Source organism: Dactylosporangium sp. NPDC005555, assembly GCF_040605635.1.
Taxonomy (GTDB): Bacteria; Actinomycetota; Actinomycetes; order Mycobacteriales; family Micromonosporaceae; genus Dactylosporangium.
On the sequence record NZ_JBEXDG010000021.1, the window covers coordinates 56,960 to 73,654 of the forward strand.

At 72.7% G+C, this 16,695-nt stretch carries 18 protein-coding genes; 10 read left to right on the top strand and 8 right to left on the bottom strand.

What is annotated here, in order from left to right; translation table 11 throughout:
• Nucleotides 1-42 precede the first annotated feature (42 nt).
• Both ABZS58_RS24055 and ABZS58_RS24060 read left to right on the top strand, forming a co-directional pair.
• Complete coding sequence (locus ABZS58_RS24055; protein ID WP_354784959.1) at nt 43-870, top strand: alkaline phosphatase family protein; 828 nt, start codon at nt 43-45, stop codon at nt 868-870.
• A 151-nt stretch (nt 871-1,021) separates the two neighbouring features.
• Nucleotides 1,022-2,158 (top strand): glycosyltransferase, encoded by a 1,137-nt coding sequence (locus tag ABZS58_RS24060; protein WP_354784961.1) that lies wholly within the window; start codon nt 1,022-1,024, stop codon nt 2,156-2,158.
• Between the two features lie 226 nt (nt 2,159-2,384).
• Here ABZS58_RS24060 and ABZS58_RS24065 read toward each other — a convergent pair whose 3' ends face one another.
• From ABZS58_RS24065 to ABZS58_RS24075, 3 genes are read right to left on the bottom strand one after another with little or no spacing between them, the layout of a single operon-like run.
• A complete protein-coding gene (locus ABZS58_RS24065; RefSeq protein WP_354784963.1) occupies nt 2,385-3,782 on the bottom strand; it encodes a HAMP domain-containing sensor histidine kinase in 1,398 nt (465 codons plus the stop codon).
• Between the two features lie 9 nt (nt 3,783-3,791).
• Nucleotides 3,792-3,983, bottom strand: coding sequence for a hypothetical protein (locus ABZS58_RS24070; protein WP_354784965.1), 192 nt, complete (start codon nt 3,981-3,983; stop codon nt 3,792-3,794).
• The gene (locus tag ABZS58_RS24075) at nt 3,980-4,303 is read right to left on the bottom strand and encodes a helix-turn-helix transcriptional regulator (RefSeq protein WP_354784967.1); all 324 of its coding nucleotides are present in this window, start codon (nt 4,301-4,303) and stop codon (nt 3,980-3,982) included. The genes ABZS58_RS24070 and ABZS58_RS24075 overlap by 4 nt, the downstream gene beginning before the upstream one ends.
• Nucleotides 4,304-4,420: 117 nt before the next feature.
• Here ABZS58_RS24075 and ABZS58_RS24080 point away from each other — a divergent pair, with 117 nt between their 5' ends.
• The gene (locus ABZS58_RS24080) at nt 4,421-4,693 is read left to right on the top strand and encodes a hypothetical protein (protein ID WP_354784969.1); all 273 of its coding nucleotides are present in this window, start codon (nt 4,421-4,423) and stop codon (nt 4,691-4,693) included.
• Between the two features lie 35 nt (nt 4,694-4,728).
• Here ABZS58_RS24080 and ABZS58_RS24085 read toward each other — a convergent pair whose 3' ends face one another.
• The 3 genes from ABZS58_RS24085 to efeO all read right to left on the bottom strand — a co-directional run bounded on the left by ABZS58_RS24085 (nt 4,729) and on the right by efeO (nt 7,919).
• A complete protein-coding gene (locus ABZS58_RS24085; protein ID WP_354785153.1) occupies nt 4,729-5,316 on the bottom strand; it encodes a VTT domain-containing protein in 588 nt (195 codons plus the stop codon).
• 38 nt (nt 5,317-5,354) lie between these two features.
• Complete coding sequence (locus tag ABZS58_RS24090) at nt 5,355-5,879, bottom strand: phosphatase PAP2 family protein (RefSeq protein ID WP_354784971.1); 525 nt, start codon at nt 5,877-5,879, stop codon at nt 5,355-5,357.
• Nucleotides 5,880-5,960: 81 nt separating this feature from the next.
• On the bottom strand, nt 5,961-7,919 hold the full coding sequence (gene efeO, locus ABZS58_RS24095) for an iron uptake system protein EfeO (RefSeq protein WP_354784973.1): 1,959 nt from the start codon (nt 7,917-7,919) through the stop codon (nt 5,961-5,963).
• A 110-nt stretch (nt 7,920-8,029) separates the two neighbouring features.
• Here efeO and ABZS58_RS24100 point away from each other — a divergent pair, with 110 nt between their 5' ends.
• From ABZS58_RS24100 to ABZS58_RS24110, 3 genes are all read left to right on the top strand, one after another.
• Entirely contained in the window at nt 8,030-8,386 is a 357-nt protein-coding gene (locus ABZS58_RS24100) for a BlaI/MecI/CopY family transcriptional regulator (RefSeq protein ID WP_354784975.1), read from the top strand.
• Nucleotides 8,383-9,276: a M48 family metalloprotease gene (locus ABZS58_RS24105; RefSeq protein ID WP_354784977.1), complete on the top strand. Its 894-nt coding sequence runs from the start codon at nt 8,383-8,385 to the stop codon at nt 9,274-9,276. The genes ABZS58_RS24100 and ABZS58_RS24105 overlap by 4 nt, the downstream gene beginning before the upstream one ends.
• A 130-nt stretch (nt 9,277-9,406) precedes the next feature.
• Complete coding sequence (locus ABZS58_RS24110) at nt 9,407-10,240, top strand: FTR1 family protein (RefSeq protein ID WP_354784979.1); 834 nt, start codon at nt 9,407-9,409, stop codon at nt 10,238-10,240.
• A 92-nt stretch (nt 10,241-10,332) separates the two neighbouring features.
• On the opposite strand, the gene ABZS58_RS24115 is transcribed toward ABZS58_RS24110, so the two are convergent.
• On the bottom strand, nt 10,333-11,658 hold the full coding sequence (locus ABZS58_RS24115) for an ATP-binding protein (protein ID WP_354784981.1): 1,326 nt from the start codon (nt 11,656-11,658) through the stop codon (nt 10,333-10,335).
• Nucleotides 11,655-12,311, bottom strand: coding sequence for a response regulator transcription factor (locus ABZS58_RS24120; RefSeq protein WP_354784983.1), 657 nt, complete (start codon nt 12,309-12,311; stop codon nt 11,655-11,657). Before ABZS58_RS24120 ends, ABZS58_RS24115 begins: the two co-directional genes overlap by 4 nt.
• A gap of 130 nt (nt 12,312-12,441) precedes the next feature.
• On the opposite strand from ABZS58_RS24120, the gene ABZS58_RS24125 reads away from it, so the two are divergent.
• Genes ABZS58_RS24125 through ABZS58_RS24140 form a run of 4 tightly spaced genes read left to right on the top strand, consistent with a single transcriptional unit; the run spans nt 12,442 to nt 16,655 of the window.
• Nucleotides 12,442-13,518: an iron ABC transporter substrate-binding protein gene (locus ABZS58_RS24125; protein ID WP_354784985.1), complete on the top strand. Its 1,077-nt coding sequence runs from the start codon at nt 12,442-12,444 to the stop codon at nt 13,516-13,518.
• A 35-nt stretch (nt 13,519-13,553) separates the two neighbouring features.
• Complete coding sequence (locus tag ABZS58_RS24130) at nt 13,554-15,134, top strand: iron ABC transporter permease (RefSeq protein WP_354784987.1); 1,581 nt, start codon at nt 13,554-13,556, stop codon at nt 15,132-15,134.
• Nucleotides 15,131-16,258: an ABC transporter ATP-binding protein gene (locus ABZS58_RS24135; protein ID WP_354784989.1), complete on the top strand. Its 1,128-nt coding sequence runs from the start codon at nt 15,131-15,133 to the stop codon at nt 16,256-16,258. Before ABZS58_RS24130 ends, ABZS58_RS24135 begins: the two co-directional genes overlap by 4 nt.
• A 43-nt stretch (nt 16,259-16,301) precedes the next feature.
• On the top strand, nt 16,302-16,655 hold the full coding sequence (locus ABZS58_RS24140) for a flagellar basal body protein (RefSeq protein ID WP_354784991.1): 354 nt from the start codon (nt 16,302-16,304) through the stop codon (nt 16,653-16,655).
• The last annotated feature ends 40 nt before the right edge of the window (nt 16,656-16,695 follow it).

Here is a 16,695-nt window from a genome sequence, read left to right on the forward strand (position 1 = left end):
TCTACACCGGTACATCCGCATTTACTCCTACAAGCTGTAGGTATGCGAAGCAATACGATCCTGGCACTGACCGCCGGCTCCCTCGCGCTGCTGGGCGTGGGCGCGATCCGGGCCGACGCCGCGCCGACCACCCCGGACCACATCGTGGTCGTGATCATGGAGAACAAGCGGTACGACGCCGTCATCGGTCACCGCAAGACCCCGTACATCAGCTCCCTCGCCAAGCGCGGCGCCAACTTCACCAACGCCTACGGCGAGACCCACCCCAGCCAGCCGAACTACCTCGCCCTGTTCTCCGGCTCCACCCAGGGCGTCGTCGACAACCGCTGCGGGCACACGTTCACCGGCACGCCCAACCTCGGCCGCCAGCTGATCGACGCCGGACACACCTTCGCCGGCTACTCCGAGGACCTGCCGTCGACCGGCTGGACGGGCTGCGCCGACCGGCAGTACGTGCGGCGGCACAACCCCTGGGTCAACTTCGACAACGTCTCCGCGGCCGGCAACCGGTCGCTGCGGGACTTCCCGAGCGACTACAGCAAGCTGCCGACGGTGTCGTTCGTCATCCCCGGCCTGTGCTACGACATGCACGACTGCCCCAAGAACGAGGCCGACGGCTGGCTGGAGCGCACCCTCGGCGGCTACATCACGTGGGCCGAGAGCCACAACAGCCTGCTGCTGCTCACGTTCGACGAGGACAACAGGACCGACGACAACCACATCCCGACCGTCCTGCTCGGCGCCGGCGTCACCCCCGGCGACCGTACCGAACGCATCGACCACTACACGATGCTGCGGACCATCCAGGACCTCTACGACCTCCCACCGCTCGGCGCGTCAGCGGACCGGAGCCCGATCTCGCTGCGGTAGACGCCGGCTCCCCGGCCGGCCGGTGCCGCGGTCCGGTTCAGCGTGCGTTCAGCTGTGGTCTGCGACCTTGAGGACCCCGACCTGGTGGCGCCCTGCGGAGGAGGCAGACGAGCCGCCCGCGGTCGTCGTTCTGAGCCGGAGGCCACCAGTCATGCGCATCGCCCACGTCACCGACGTCTACCTGCCGCGGCTCGGCGGCATCGAGCTCCAGGTGCGGGATCTGGCCACCCGGCAGCGGGCGGCCGGCCACGACCCGCTGGTGCTGACCACCACGGCGGGGCCGGTCCGGCCGGATGACAGCGGTGATCCGCCGGTGCTGCGGCTCGGCCGGGAGGTCGGCATCGGCCCGTACCGCGTCCTGCGGGACCGTGCCCTGCGCGACGTGCTGGCCGCCCAGCAGGTCGAGGCGGTCCATGTGCACGTGTCCGCGTTCTCGCCGCTGGGCTGGACGACGGCGCGGGTGGCCGCCGCCGAGGGGCTGCCGACGGTGGTGTCCGTGCATTCGATGTGGCACGACATCGTCCCGCTGGTGCGCCGGTACGCCCGCTGGCACGCCGCCGCGGACTGGCCCGTCGTGTGGGCGGCGGTCAGCACCGCGGCCGCCACGGCGGTGCGTGACGCCCTCGACGGCGCGCCCGTGGCGGTGCTGCCCAACGGCATCGAACCGGCCGACTGGCTGACACCCGCACAGCGCGGTACCGCAGACGTCCCGACCTTCATCAGCGTCATGCGGATGGTCCGCCGCAAACGGCCGCGCGAGCTCCTGCACGCGCTGCTGGACCTGCACGCCGCCGACCCCGGGCGCTTCCGCGCGGTGCTGGTCGGCGACGGCCCGCTGCTGCCCGCCCTGCGCCGGGAGCTCGCGGCGGCCGGGACCGGGACCGGCATCCGGCTCACCGGTGCCCTGGACCGCGCCACGATCCGGACGCTGCTCGCCACCTCCGACGTGTACCTGGCGCCCGCGCCCCGGGAGTCGTTCGGCATCGCCGCCCTCGAGGCGCGCAGCGCCGGCCTGCCGGTCATCGCCCGCGCCGGCAGCGGCGTCGCCGACTTCATCCTGCACGGGGTCGAGGGCTGGCTGGTGCACTCCGACGACGACCTGCGGGACGCGGCCGCCGCGCTGCTGGGCGCACCGGACCGGCTCGCCGCCGTGGCCCGGCACAACCGTGCCGTGCCGCCGCGGGTGCGCTGGCAGACCGTCCTGGAGTCGGCCGACGCCCTGTACGCCACGGCCGCCCGCCGGCACGGCAGCCTCCCCCGCACCCGGGTCCTCGCCGGCGCGCTCTGACCCGCCTGCGGTGAACCGACCCGGTCCGGCGGTCAGGTATCGGTCGCGCTCGCCGCCGGTCGCCGCTGTGCCCCGCCGCTCGACCGGGCACAGCGGCGACCCCGTGTCTCTCCCCTGGAACGGACAGCAGCAGCCGGCGAATCCGCACGACGCGGCACCTGGTCAGACCGAGGGCCGGCACCTCATAGGCCAGTGTCTCCGTCCGCTGGAACGCCCGGTGCCGGCGTCAGTCGGCTGCCATGGGAAGCCGGATGCGGAGCAGGGCGCCGCCGTCCGGGGCGGTGTGGACGGTGAGGGTGCCGCCGTGGGCGATGACGACGTCACGGGCGATCGGCAGGCCCAGGCCGGTGCCGCCGCCCTGGCGGGAGCGGTCGTCGTCGAGGCGGACGAACCGGGCGAAGACGCGTTCCCGTTCGGCGGCGGGGATGCCGGGGCCGTCGTCGGTGACGGTGAGTTCGGCGGTGCCGTCGGCTGCGGTGAGGCTGATCGTGACGTGGTCGCGGGCGTGCCGCGCGGCGTTGTCCAGGAGGTTGCGCAGGACGCGCTGGAGTTGGTGCGGGTCGCCGTGGACGCGGACGGGGGCGACCCGTGCCTCGACCTTCAGGTCCGGGTGGCCGGTGCTGAGACGGTCGCGTTCGGTGTAGACGATGTCGTCGAGGTCGACGTCCTCGCGGCGCAGCTGCGGGCCGGACTCGTCCATCTTGGCCAGGAGCAGCAGGTCGGCGATGAGCCTGGCCATCCGCGTGCTCTCGTGGCGCATGCGGGTCACGTGCGTGCCCGCGGAGGACGGCAGGTCGGTCGCGGCGAGCAGGTCCAGGCCGGCGTGGATGGTCGACAGCGGGCTGCGCAGCTCGTGGCTGGCGTCGGCGACGAACCGGCGCTGCGCGTCCGTAGCCGACTCGATCCGGTCGAGCATGGTGTTCATGGTGTTGGCGAGGGCGGCGATCTCGTCGGTGGCGGCGGGGACGGGCAGCCGGGTGTGCAGGTTGCGGGCGGTGATCGTGTCGGCCTGCCGGCGCATCGCGTCGACCGGGCGCAGGGTCCGCCCGACGAACAGGAAGGTGGCGGCGCCGACGATCACGGTGAGCAGCGGCATCCCGACGATGAGCGCGCCGACGATCGCCTCGGTGCCGTCGGCGACCTCGTCGAGGGACTGCCCCACCAGGACGGTCCGCGGGCCGTCGGGGGTGCTGACGCCGATGGCGACGATGCGGAAGTGTTCGTCGTGGGCGATGTCGAGGCTGCGCTGCTCGCGGACGGTCTGCCCGGCCTGGGGTCGCAGCGGGGAGATCGGCGCGACCCCGGCGACGGCGGCGGACGCGGCGACGACCCGGCCGGTGCCGTCGACGACCTGCACGACGGTGCGGTCGCGGGGCGACGGGCGCAGCGTGGCGGTGAGGCCTGCGCCGTCGGCCTCGCCGAGCGCGGCGGCGACCTGCGCGGCCCGCTGCCCGGTCGACTGGTCGATGTTGTCGGTGAGGATGAGCCGCGCCGCGATCACCAGGGTCGCCCCGCTGACCAGGGCGGCGATCGCGACGACGGCCGCGGCGGCGAGCGCGGAGCGCATCCGCACCCCGAGCCGCCCTGAGATGCGGGCCGTAGTCCCCCGCCACCACCCTGTCATATGACGAAGCTATCGGCCCGGACCTGAAGTGGTGCTGAAGACCTCGGTGCGATACCGGCGCAACGCCTGCCGGCGGCCGGCGGCGGCGAGGGTGTCCGGCCAGGAGCGGATGCCGGACGCCGTCACCGCGTCGCCGATCTCGGCGCCCCAGCGCTCGCGGACGGCCGGCGGGCACAGCCGGAGCAGGCCCGCGGCGCTCATGCCGGTGCGATCCCCAGGGCCCGGAGCCCGGCCCGGGAGACACGGGCCATCCGCTCCAGCTCGACGCGCAGCGTGTCGCGACCGGCGGCGGTGATCCGCATCGTGCGGTGCCGTTCCTGGCGCTGCTGCCCGGCCTCGGCCACGTCGTCCGCCGGCTGGACGAGTCCCCGTGCCTCCAGCCGGGCCAGCGCGCCGTAGAGGCTGCCGGGGCCGAGCTTGCGGCCGGTGAGGTCCTCGATGGCGGCGTTGATGGTGTAGCCGTGCCGCGGGCCGTCGGCGAGGACGGTGAGGACGAGCATCTGGGCGTCGTTGCTGTGCATGGCTCCTCCGGTCTTCCCACCCGCCATAGTACGAGACGCGTACTGCGCCGGCCGTATCCGCACGACCTCCTACCCGTTGTAGGTGCAGCGCCACGGCACAACGAACGGGGATCTGGATTGGGCACGAACTACGCACGGGTGTTCCAGGACCGCTGGTTCGCGGAACTGTCGCACGACGACGTCGCCGGGCTGCTGGGCCGGCACGGCTTCGAGATCGTGGAGCGGCGCGGCTTCTCGATGCTGACCCAGGGCTGGTACGAGCGTCGCGGCCTGGACCGGATCGCCCGCGGTGTCGACCGCGCGGCGCGGCTGCTGCCCGGCACCGACGGCTACGCCGTCAACGTCGTCTACGTCGCGCGCCGCGTCCTCGCCGACGCCCAGGGGCTGTGACCGGCCGGCCGGGGCCGGTCACCGGCCCGACCGGCTCAGCCCTGGTCGGGGCGGGGAGCGGACCGAGAGCGCGACCGGGCGCGCAGCAGCTCGACGGCGACCGGCACGACCGACAGCACGACGATGCCGATGAGGATGAACTCGATGTTGGACTTCACGAACGGGATCTGGCCGAGGAAGTAGCCCAGGACCGTGACGCCGGTGCCCCACAGGGTGCCGCCGATGACGTTGTACAGCACGAACGTGCGGTAGTGCATGCCGCTGGCCCCGGCGACGATCGGGGTGAACGTCCGCACGATCGGCACGAAGCGGGCCAGGACGATCGAGCGGGCCCCGTACTTGGCGAAGAACTCCTGCGCCTTGGTGAGGTGCTCCTGCTTGAACAGCCGCGAGTTCGGCCGGCGGAACAGCGCCGAGCCGACGCGGCGGCCGAAGAGGTAGCCGAACTGGTCGCCGGCGACCGCGGCGACCGACACGAGCAGGCACACCAGCCACAGCGGCTGGTGCAGGTACTTGCCGTCGGCGACGAGCAGGCCGGTGGTGAACAGCAGCGAGTCGCCGGGCAGGAAGAAGCCGATCAGCAGGCCAGACTCGGCGAAGACGATGGCCAGGATGCCGATCATCCCGAAGGTGGAGATGAGCCACTCGGGGTCAAGGAACTTCACGTCGACTTCCTCACGAAGGTAGGCAGTGGTGCGTAGGCGACGACGGCGACCGCGGCCACCGCGATGACGAGAGCGGCGAGGATGTCACCCGGGTAGTGCACACCTACCCAGATCCGGGCCAGGCCGAGCGCCGCCGCGGCGACCAGCAGGACCACGCCCCAACCCCGGTGCAGGAACGCCGCGACCGCGAGGGCGATCGCGAACGCCGCGGTGGCATGGTCGCTGGGCAGTGAGACACCCGGGTCGTGCGCGACCAGCTGGTGCACATGATGGGTCTGGAAGGGCCGCAGCTGCCCGCTGAGGTGGCCCAGCAGCTGCGCGCCGAGGAACGCCAGCAGCAGCGCCGCGAAGACCTCCGCGACCTGCTGGAGCCGCCTGCGCAGCAGCGCCCACACGACGATCGCGGCGAACCCGGCGAACACGCCGTAGATCAGCCGGTCGGCGAGGAACTCCATGACGTCGTCGAGCCCGTCCACCCGGCCGGCCCGGTCGTTGATCAGCTGAAACAGATGGTAGTTCACCTCGGACACCTCCATGCGTGGCCAAGGTAAAGACCCGAACCTGAGAATCCGTTGAACGGCGGCTGACGGCCGGCTGCCGGGTCACCGGTGCGCGATGGCGGCCGGGACCGCGCTGACCTGCTCGCCCAGCGCGTTCACCGTGCCGGAGAGCAGCTGGACCTGGTTGGGTTGGAGGGTGGTGTACGCCACGTAGCCGTCGCCCTGCCGGTATTTGGCCAGTTCCGCGTCGACGGCGGCGAAGCGGGCGTCGAGCAGCGGCCCGAGGTCCGGGCGGCGGGCGTCGAGGACCGGCCGGAGCGCGGCGATCGCGGCCCGGCAGCCGTCCACGTTGGCGGCGAAGTCCCACAGGTCGGTGTGCGAGTAGCGGTCCTCCTCGCCGGTGACCTTCTTGGTCGCCACCTCGTCCAGCAGGCTCTTCGCGCCGTTGGCGAGCTCCAGGGCGGTGAGGGTGACGCCGTCGAGGCGCTGCCGCAGCTGCCGCACGTCGGCGAGGAGCCGGTCGGCGACCGGCGCGACCTCGGCCAGGTCGCCGCCGCTCCACAGCTGCCGCTCGATGCGGTGGTAGCCGGTCCACTCCACACCCGGGTCGAGGTCGCCGTCGCGGGCGTCGATGCCCGGGTCGAGGTCGCCGAAGGTCTCCGCGACGGTCTCGATCCGCTCGTAGTAGGTCCTCGCCACCGGGAACCGGGCCTGCGCGAGGGCCCGGTCGCCGGCCTTGACCGCGGCGACGAACCCACCGGTCTGCTCGACGAACGCGTCGGCCTGGCTCAGCACGTAGCGGCGGTAGCCCGCGGCCGCCGCTGTGAGCGCGGCGTCGTCGGTGGCCTGCGGCGCGGCGGAGCCGGTGACGGTGAGCGGGCCGCGGATGCCTGCGCCGACCATGCCGGGTTTGCAGGCCACGGTGTACGTGCCCGGCGCGAGGTCGACGTGCAGTTCGCGCCGCACGCCCGGGGCGACGTTCTCGACCTCGCCGACGATGCGGTCACCGGTCCCGTACACGTAGAACTCGGTGATCTTGGAGCCGTTGTTGCTGACGGCGAAGGTCCGCCGGCCGGACGGCGTGTGGTCGGTGCTCAGCTCGCAGCCGGTGTCGGTGGCGGTGACCGCGATCGCCCCGTCGGCCGGCGCGCCGGGCGCGGACCCGCCACCGCAGCCGCCCGGGGTGAGTCCCAGCGCGACCACGGCGCCGGCCGCGACGAACGCGTTGGTGCGCACCTGCGCCGCGGGGCGCGGCGCGGGCCGGAAGAACAGCCCGAGCATGATCACCGCGAACAGCAGCCACGCGGCGATCTCCAGCACGCTGGCCCGCGGTGTCAGGTTGACGGTGCCGGTGAGCAGCGTGGCGTACCACGAGGTCGGGTCGATCGTGGTGCTCAGGTCGAACGCGTCCTGATTGCCGCCCGGCAGCACGCCCGCGCTCTGCAGGCCGTGCACGCCGTACTTGAGGATCCCCGCCGCGACCAGGATGAGCAACGCGCCGGTCCAGGTGAAGAAGCGGCCGAGGTTGATCCGCACGGTGGCGGTGGTGATCACCCAGCCGAGGCCGACCGCGGAGGCGATCCCGGCCACCATGCCGAGCAGCGGCGCAGCGGAGTCGGTGGCGCCCTCGGCGGCGGCGAAGACCAGCAGCACCATCTCCACGCCCTCGCGGAGCACGGCGAAGAAGGCCATGGTCACGACCGCCCAGCCGCCCATCGACAGCGCGGTCTCCAACCGGCCGGTGAGCTCGCCCTTCAGGGTGCGGGCGGTGCGCCGCATCCAGAAGATCATCCAGGTGACCAGCGCCACCGCGACGAGCGACGTGACGGCCTCGAACAGCTCCATCCGGGTGCCGCTGCCGAGCCGGCCGGCGACCGTGGTGAGCAGCACCCCGACGGCGGCGGAGACCAGCACGGCGGCGCCGACGCCGGCCCACACCTCGCGGAGCCGGTCGCGGCGTGCCGAGCGGTTCAGGAAGGCCACGAGGATACTGATCACCAGCGCCGCCTCGAGCCCGTCCCGCAGGCCGATGAGGTAGCTGGCGAAGAAGACCGTTCCCACGAGCGCTCCAAAGCGTAGGCTCACCTAACCCGGCCAATCTCCTACAGATTGTAGGACCGCGTCAAGCCGGGACGCGCGGTGCGGCCGGTTATCGTGTGAAGGTGACGGACATGACGGGACGGCGGGCGCCGGGATCCCTGGAGTCGCAGACGATGGCGGCACTGTGGGCGGCCGGCGGGCCGCTGTCCCCCGCCCAGGTGAAGGACGCCGTCGATGCCGACCTGGCGCACAACACGGTCCAGACGATCCTGATCCGGCTCTTCGAAAAGGGCCTGGTGCAGCGGCGTCCGGAGGGACGCAGCCACGTGTACTGGCCCGTCCAGGACGCGGCCACCGCCGCGGCCCGGCAGATGCGGGCGGTCCTGGACGGACCCGGCGACCGGCAGGCGGTGCTGCGCAGGTTCACCGACGACCTCGCCGAGTCGGACCTCGCCACGCTCCGCATCCTGCTGGACCGCTCGCCGTGAGCTTCCCGGTGTACCTACCGCTGCTGCTGCCCGTGCTCCTCACCCTGACGCTCAAGGTGCTCCCGCCGGCCGCACGGCCGGAGCCTGCCGCGCGGCTGTTCGCGGCCTGCGCGGCGCTCACCGCCGCGGTCAGCGCAGGCTGCCTGGCGCTGCTCGCCCTGACGGTCCTGGACGACCTGCCGGCCGCGGACGTCCGCGAACGCACCGCCGGGTATCCGCTGCCGGAGCCGGTGCCCGGCATCGTCGCGGTCCTCGCCGGGCTGCTGCTCGCCGCCGGCCTGTGGCGCGGACTGGCCCACCTGCGCCGGCAGCGGAGCACCGTCGCCGACCTGCACGCGGCCGGCACACCGCACGACGGCCTGCTGGTCGCCGACTGGGACGAGCCGCACGCGGTCGCGGTGCCGGCGGCGGGGCCCGGCCGCGGCGGGCACGTCCTGGTCACGTCAGGCCTGCTGCGCCTGCTCGACGGGACCGAATGGGCCGCCGTCGCCGCACACGAGCACGCCCACCTGCGCCGCCACCACCACCGCACGGTGACGCTCGCCGCCACGGCCGCCGCCGTCAACCCGCTGCTGCGCCCGGTCGCGGACGCCGTCGTCCTGCTGGTCGAGCGCAGCGCCGACGAGGACGCCGCCGCCGTGGTCGGCGACCGCGGCCTCGTCGCCCGGTCGATCGCCAAGGTCGCCGTCGCCGGCGGCCCGCGCACCGCGGGCACCCTCGGCGCCGGCGGCTCCAACGTGGTGCGCCGCGTCGCCGCACTGACCCGGCCGAGCGGCGGGCGGCCCTGGGCGGCAACGACCCTGGCCGCCGTCGTCGTGCTCGGCTCCGCCGCGGCCGGCGGCGCCGCGCTCGCCGACTTCATCCGCGTCGTGCTGATCTGGCTGCCCTGACCTTCGCGCGTCGCCCGGGTTCGGCGAATTCTCAGCTTCGGCGCCCTACCGTGGCCCGACGCGACCACGCCCCGGGCGGGTCTGCCGTGGTGGTCGCGCCGCGCCGCCGAAACACGTGGGAGTGCAGGCATTGGGGACGGTCTTCGTCGCCGGCTACGCCGCCGGTCTGCGGCTCGGCCTCGGGGTGACCCTGGTGGTCGGCCTTCTCGTCGCCGTCCTCAGCCAGACGTCCCGCCCGTGCACGATGCAGCCGGTCCGGGCCGGCGTCGCCGCCGCCGCGATCGTCGCGGCCGGCCTCGGCGCACTGCTCACCGCGGCCGGCGGGCGGCCGGGCGGCGACGCGCCGACGCACCTGTTCGAGGCGGTCACGGCGCTCGCCTCGGTCACGTCGATCACCTGGCTGATCTTCTGGATGCGACGGACCCTCCGGATGCTCCACGGCGAGCCCACCGGCCGGCTCGAACGCATGCTGACGATGGGCGGCTGGACCGTCGCCGCGACGGCGTTCCTCGCCGTCCTGCGCAAGGGCACCGCAACGGCGCTGCTCGTGCTCACCGCCGACTCGGCCGGACGACTGGCGGCCATGCTGCTCGGTATCGCGACCTCCGTCGGGTTGGGCTGGATCGTGACGACCGCCGCCACGCGGATCGGTCCGGGCCGCCTCCTCGCCTGGGCCGGCGCGGCGCTCATCCTCGTCGCCGCCGGCATCCTCAAGGACGCCGTCCACGGCCTGCAGATCGCCGGTGTGCTGTACGGCCCGGACCGGCTGGCGTTCGACCTGACCGCCGGCATCGACCCGGCATCGTGGTACGCGACACTGCTCGTCGGCACCGTCAACCTGACCCCGCGCGCCACCGCACTGGAGATCACCTCCTGGCTGGCGTTCGCCACACTCATGCTGGGGCTGTACTTCGGCCCGGCGGCCGACCCGGCCCAGGGAAGCGACCGCGACGCGATCGAGTAGGGCTCGACCGGAGCGACGGACCGCAACGGTGCGCCAGGATCACCCTGCGACGGCACCGCGGCGTGACGACGCTTGACCGGGACGGGCCGGTGCTATCCGCCTGTTCCCGGCACCGGGAGTGTGACGGTGGCGGTGCAGCCGGCGCCCGGCGTCGACGTGATCGACAGTGCTCCGCCGGCGGTGGCCGTTGCCTGCGTCAGCAGCGCGAGTCCGATGTGACCGTCCGGCGGTGCATGGCCGGGGCTGAACCCCGTGCCGTCGTCACGAACCAGGAGCACGACCTCCCGGCGGCCCGCGACGACCGTCACGGTGACGGTGATCCGCGAGGGGTTGCCGTGCCGGACAGCGTTGCGGACCAGTTCGAGTGCCGCCTGGCTGAACAGCACGTGGTGCGCTCCGGTGATCAGCTTGGCGGCCGCCGCGGACACGTCGACGTCGAGCGTGACGGTTTCGCCGACGTGGTGCTGGAGCAGCCCGGGCAGGCTCTCGGCGAGGTCGCCCGGCGGGGCGGCGGGCAGCAGTCCGCCGGTGAGCGCACGGAGCTCGGCGATGCTGATCTGCACGATCTCCCTGGCCGTCGCCATCCGGTGGCCGCCGGCGTCGGATCTGGCCGCGCCGGCGTCGGACAGGACGATGCCGGCCGCGGCGAGGTTCTGGATCGGGCCGTCGTGCAGCGCCTGGGCCAGTTCGCGGTGGTGCCGGTCGCGCACGGCCGCGGCGATCGCGGCGAGATCGGCGCGCTGGGCGGCCTGGCGGCGGGAACGGCGCACGGCGTTCACCGTCAACGGCAGCGCGGCGGCGGACGCACCCAGGACGATGAACAGCAGCGGGGGCAGTTGCGTCCGGGCGGCCTGCCACACCGCGGCGCGCGTGCCGGTCCGCACGTACGCCTCCAGGCTCAGCAGGTTGTTGCCGGCGTCGCGGAAGGTGGTGAACACCTCCAGCAGCGCAGTGCGGTGGTCGGCCTCGAACCGGTGCTCGATGTCGTCGGGCACCGTCAGGGCCTCCGCCGCCCCTGCCCGGCGGACCGGCACGGAGGAAGCGAGCGGGCCCTCAGCGGCCCGGGTGAACCCTTCCAGTTGCGGCCGGTCGGAGATGACGACCCTGGCGGTGCCATCGCTGATGATCCACAACTTGACGCGGAAGAGCACACCGGAGCGCAGGAACGGGTCCAGCAGCTCCAGCAGGCGGGCCCGGTGATCCCCGTCGGCGCTGCTGTAGTCCGTGGCGGACAAGGCGTCGATCACCGTGGCGTTGACGGCCGAGACGGTGCCGATGGCCTCCTGCGCGGAAGCCGTGCGGGCGGCGCTGCCCATTCCCGGGCTCGCGCCCGCGACGGCCACGACGGCGATCAGGGCGGTGACCGCGAGGTGGCGCAGCACGGACTGTCGCCAGTCCGCCCCACCGCGGACGGTCACGGACACCGCTTCCCGGCGGTGACCAGGCCGGACTCGATGGCGGCGGCGACGGCGGCGTGCTGGGTGTGCACGCCGAGCTTGGCCAGGATCGTCTTGATGTAGTCACGCACGGTGTGCATCGACAGGCCGAGGTCGTGGGCGATCCTCCGGGCGTCGGCACCGGAGGCCAGCGAGGCCAGCACCTCGCGTTCGCGCGGGGTCAGTTGCGGTCCGGCGGCGTCGGCGAAGCGTCGCCGGGGCGGCGGCGCGCCGCGCAGGACGCCGAGCACGGCGTTCAGGGCGTCGTCCTTGGCCAGGAACGCATCCGCACCGGCGCGGAACGCGGCGGCGGCCAGATCCGCACGCGGATGCCCGGTCAGGACGACCAGCAGCGCCGCCGGACGCATCGCCCGCAGCTCTTCGACGACGGCCAGGCCGCCGGCATCGGGCAGGTGCAGGTCGACGATGGCGACGTCGAAGTCGTAGACGGCGGCCTTGGCCAGCCCGTCCCGCGCCGAGTTGGCCACCGCGACACATCGCAGGTCCGGTTGGGCGTCGAGCGCGAAGGCGAGCACGTCGGTGAAGATCCGGTGGTCGTCGACGAGGAGCACCGTCCGCGGCCCTCGTCCCACCGCGCACGCGCCGGATGCGGCGGGCATGGTTGCCGTGCTCATCGCGCTATCGATCCCTTCCGAGGACAACCCCCCAAATTTGGGGGGCCGGCCGGGGTTTGCCCAGCCCTACGGTACTTAGGCAAGCCTAACGTAACGCTCGCATGATCTCTTCAGTGAAGGACCCACCTCGATGTTGATCAATTATGCCTCGACCCGACGGCGGGCACTCGCAGCGCTGCTGACCCTTCCGGTGGCCGCCCTGGCCGCATGCGGGAGCACCGACACCGGCAGCGGCGCGCCGGCCCCTACCGGCTCGTCCGCGCCGGCGCTGGACCGCAACGCGACACTGACGCTGTACAACGCGCAGCACGACACCCTGACCAAGGCGTGGGTGGAGGCGTTCACCGCCAAGACCGGGATCAAGGTCGAGATCCGGCAGGGCAGCGACCTGACCATGGCCAACCAGCTCGCCGCGGAAGGCTCCGCGTCACCGGCCGACGTGTTCCTGACCGAGAACTCCCCCGCCATGTCGCTGGTCGAGAACGCCGGCCTGTTCGCACAGGTCGACGCGGCGACCTTGGCGCAGGTGCCCGCCGAGTACTCCCCGTCGACCGGCAAGTGGGTGGGTATCGCCGCCCGCAGTACGGTCCTGGCCTACAACCCCACCAAGATCACCGAGGCTGAGCTGCCGAAATCGATCATGGATCTGCAGGACCCGAAGTGGAACGGCAAGTTCGGCGCCGCCCCGAAGGGCGCGGACTTCCAGGCCATCGTCTCGGCGATGCTCGAGCTCAAGGGCGAAGCGGCCACGAAGACGTGGCTGGCCGCACTCAAGTCCGGCGGCCAGGCGCACACCGGCAACAGCGCGGCCATGAAGGCCGTCAACGCCGGCACGTCCACGACCGCGGTCATCTACCACTACTACTGGTACGGCGACCAGGCCAAGACGAAGGAGAACAGCAACAACGTCAAACTGCACTTCTTCGGCGGTCAGGACCCGGGCGCGTTCGTGTCCGTGTCCGGTGGCGGGGTGCTCAAGTCCAGCAAGCACCCGGCCGAGGCGCAGGCGCTGCTGCAGTACATCACCGGCAAGGACGGCCAGAAACTGCTGGCCGACAGCACCGCGTTCGAGTACTGCGTCGGCAAGGACGTGCCGTCCAACTCCGCACTGAAGCCGCTCACCGAACTCGGTGCGCCGAAGGTCGACCCGTCGAAGCTCAACAGCAAGAAGGTCGTCGACCTGATGACCACCGCCGGGCTCATCTGAAGCATCGCCCGAATCCGCCAAGGCACGCTCCAGCCGTGACTCCAGCCATCCTTCCCGCCGGGCCGGCACGAGCAGGCGCAGCCAAGCGGCGACTCCGGTCGCTGCCGCCGCTGCGCCTGCTCGTGCCGTGCCTGCTGATCGCGGGTTTCGCCGCGATCCCGCTCGCCGTCATCGCCTACTACTGCTTCGACGTCGGCTGGGCCGTCATCGAGCCGCTGGTGTTCCGGCCGCTCATCGGCGAGCTGCTCACCAACACGGTCCTGCTGTGCGTCACCACGACCGTCTGCTGCCTGACGGCCGGCGTGGCCCTGGCGTGGCTGGTCGAGCGCACCGACCTCCCGGGACGTGGCGTGTGGCTGGCGTTGCTGGCCAGCCCGCTGGCGATCCCCGCGTTCGTGAACAGCTACGCCTGGATCAGCCTCGTCCCCGAGCTGCACGGGCTCTGGGCGGCCACGCTGATCACCTCCCTGTCCTACTACCCGTTCGTCCTGCTGCCGGTCGCCGCCGCCCTGCGCGGTCTCGACCCGGCGCTCGAGGAGACGGGCCGCAGCCTCGGCCTCGGCCCGGCCAGCGTGTGGGGACGGGTCGTGCTCCCGCAGCTGCGACCCGCGATGCTCGGGGGCTCCCTGCTCGTCGCGCTGCACCTGCTCGCCGAGTTCGGCGCCATCGAGCAGCTGCGGTACGCCACCTTCGCCACCGCGATCATCGCCCAGTACGAGTCGACGTTCGCGTCCACGGCGGCGAACGCGCTCGCCGCCGTCCTCATCGCCTGCTGCCTGCTGTTCGTCACCCTGGAGGTCCTGACCCGCGGCAGGGCACGAACCGCCCGGCTGGGATCTGGTGCCGCCCGTGCGGCCACGCCGATCCGGCTCGGCCGGCGCACCGCACCGGCCGTCGCGGTGCTGCTCACCGTGATCGCCCTCGCCGTCGGCGTGCCCGTCTACAGCGTCACGCGTTGGCTCGGCCACACCGACATGGCCGGGTTCGGCATGTCCACCCTGCTTCCCGTGCTGGCGACCACCGCCAAACTCGCCGCGCTCGCCGCGGCCGCCACCGTCGCCGCCGGGTTTCCGCTGGCGTGGCTGTCGGTGCGGTACCGGAGCCGGATGACCACCGTCCTGGAACGCAGCACCTATCTGTCCAGCTCCGTCCCCGGCGTCGTCGTGGGCCTCGCCCTGGTGACCGTGTCGATCCGCTACGCCCGGCCGCTCTACCAGACCACCATCCTCGTGGTCGCCGCATACGTGATGCTGTTCCTGCCGAGGGCGATGGTGAACCTGCGCTCGGCGATCGGCCAGGCACCCCCGGTGCTCGAGGAGGCGTCGCGCGGGCTCGGCCAGAGCGCGTTCGCCACGTTCCGCCGCGTCGTCATCCCGCTCACCGCACGGGGCGTACTGTCCGCGGCCGCCCTGGTGTCACTCGCCGTCACCACCGAGCTGACCGCCACGATCCTGCTCGCACCGACCGGAACCCACACCCTGGCCACCGAGTTCTGGTCCGCCGCCGCCGAGATCGACTACCCCGGCGCCGCACCGTACGCCGCCTGCATGATCGTCCTGTCCCTGCCGTCGGCCTACCTGTTGCTGCGCCAGTCAGCCCGAGGAGTCACACGATGACCGCCCTGTCCGTGCACGGACTGTTCAAGCGTTACGGTCGGGTGCAGGTCCTCAACGGTATCGACCTCGACATCGCCCGAGGATCCATCACCGCGATCCTCGGGCCCTCTGGCTGCGGCAAGACCACCCTGCTGCGGATCGTCGCGGGATTCGACCGGGCCGACGCGGGCACCATCACCCTCAACGGCACGGACGTGTCCAGCGGCCGCGCCGTCCTGCCGCCCGACAAGCGCGACATCGGCTACGTCGCGCAGGAAGGTGCACTGTTCCCGCACCTGGACGTCCAGGCCAACATCACCTTCGGCCTGCCGTTCCTGACCACCGGCAGGCGTCTGCGGCGGGACCGCGCCGCCGCCCTGCTGGAACTGGTCAGCCTCGATGCGTCCCTCGCCCGGCGGTTCCCCCATCAGCTCTCCGGCGGCCAGCAGCAACGCGTCGCCCTCGCCCGTGCCCTCGCCCGCAAACCCTCGCTCGTCCTGCTCGACGAACCGTTCTCCTCCCTCGACGCCACCCTCCGCGAAGCGACCCGGACCACTGTCGCCGCCGCGCTCAAGGCCGAGAACGTCTCCACCCTCCTGGTCACCCACGACCAGGCCGAAGCGCTGTCCATGGCCGATCACATCGCCGTCATGACCGACGGCAGGTTCACCCAGACCGGGCCGCCGCAACAGCTCTACGCACGGCCCGCCACCCTGGACACCGCGCTCCTGCTCGGACCGGCCAGCGTCCTGGACGGCAAGGTCGACGACGGCCGGGCCGTCTGCCCGCTCGGTGCCATGCCTCTCACCCAGCACTGCCCCGACGGCGACGCCACCATCCTCGTCCGCCCCGAACAGCTCCACCTGTCCGACGCCGGCGCCACGGCTGACGCCGGCGCCGCCACGGTCACCGGGTGCGAGTTCTTCGGCGCCGACATGGTCGTCACCGTGCGCCTCGCCGGCGGGGCGACGATCCGCGCCCGCGCCACCGGGACCACCACGTACCACCCAGGACGACCGGTCACCGTCACCGTCCACGGACCGGTGCACGCCTACCCACGGCAGGAGCCGGGCAGGCGTCCCGACGACGTGCCGATCTTTCCTCAACCCGGCCCGCCGCCTGCCGATGGACCGGAAGACAGGTAGGTGCCGGGTCCAGCCCCGGCGGCAAGCGGCGACGGAGCCCATCATGCTCATGGAATCGACAGCTGCGCAGGTCGCGCGCGCCGCGTTGACCGGGGCGGCGATGCGGCAACGCGTCATCGCCGACAACATCGCCAACGTGAACACGCCGGGGTTCCTGGCCGGCCGGGTCGGGTTCGAGCAGGCCCTCGCCGCAGCGGTGGCCGCAGGGGCGCCCGCGTCGCAGGCGCGCCCCACGGTGAGCCGTTCGCTGGAACCGACCCAGCTCAACGGCAACAACGTCAACCTCGACCACGAAGTGATCAGCAACGTGGACAACGGTCTGCGCCATGAACTGTTCACCCGCATCATCGACGGCAAGGCGGCCGGCCTCCGCAGGGTCATCAACGGTCAGCCGTAGCGGACGGACGTACGGCCCGGCACCGTCGGTGCCGGGCCGT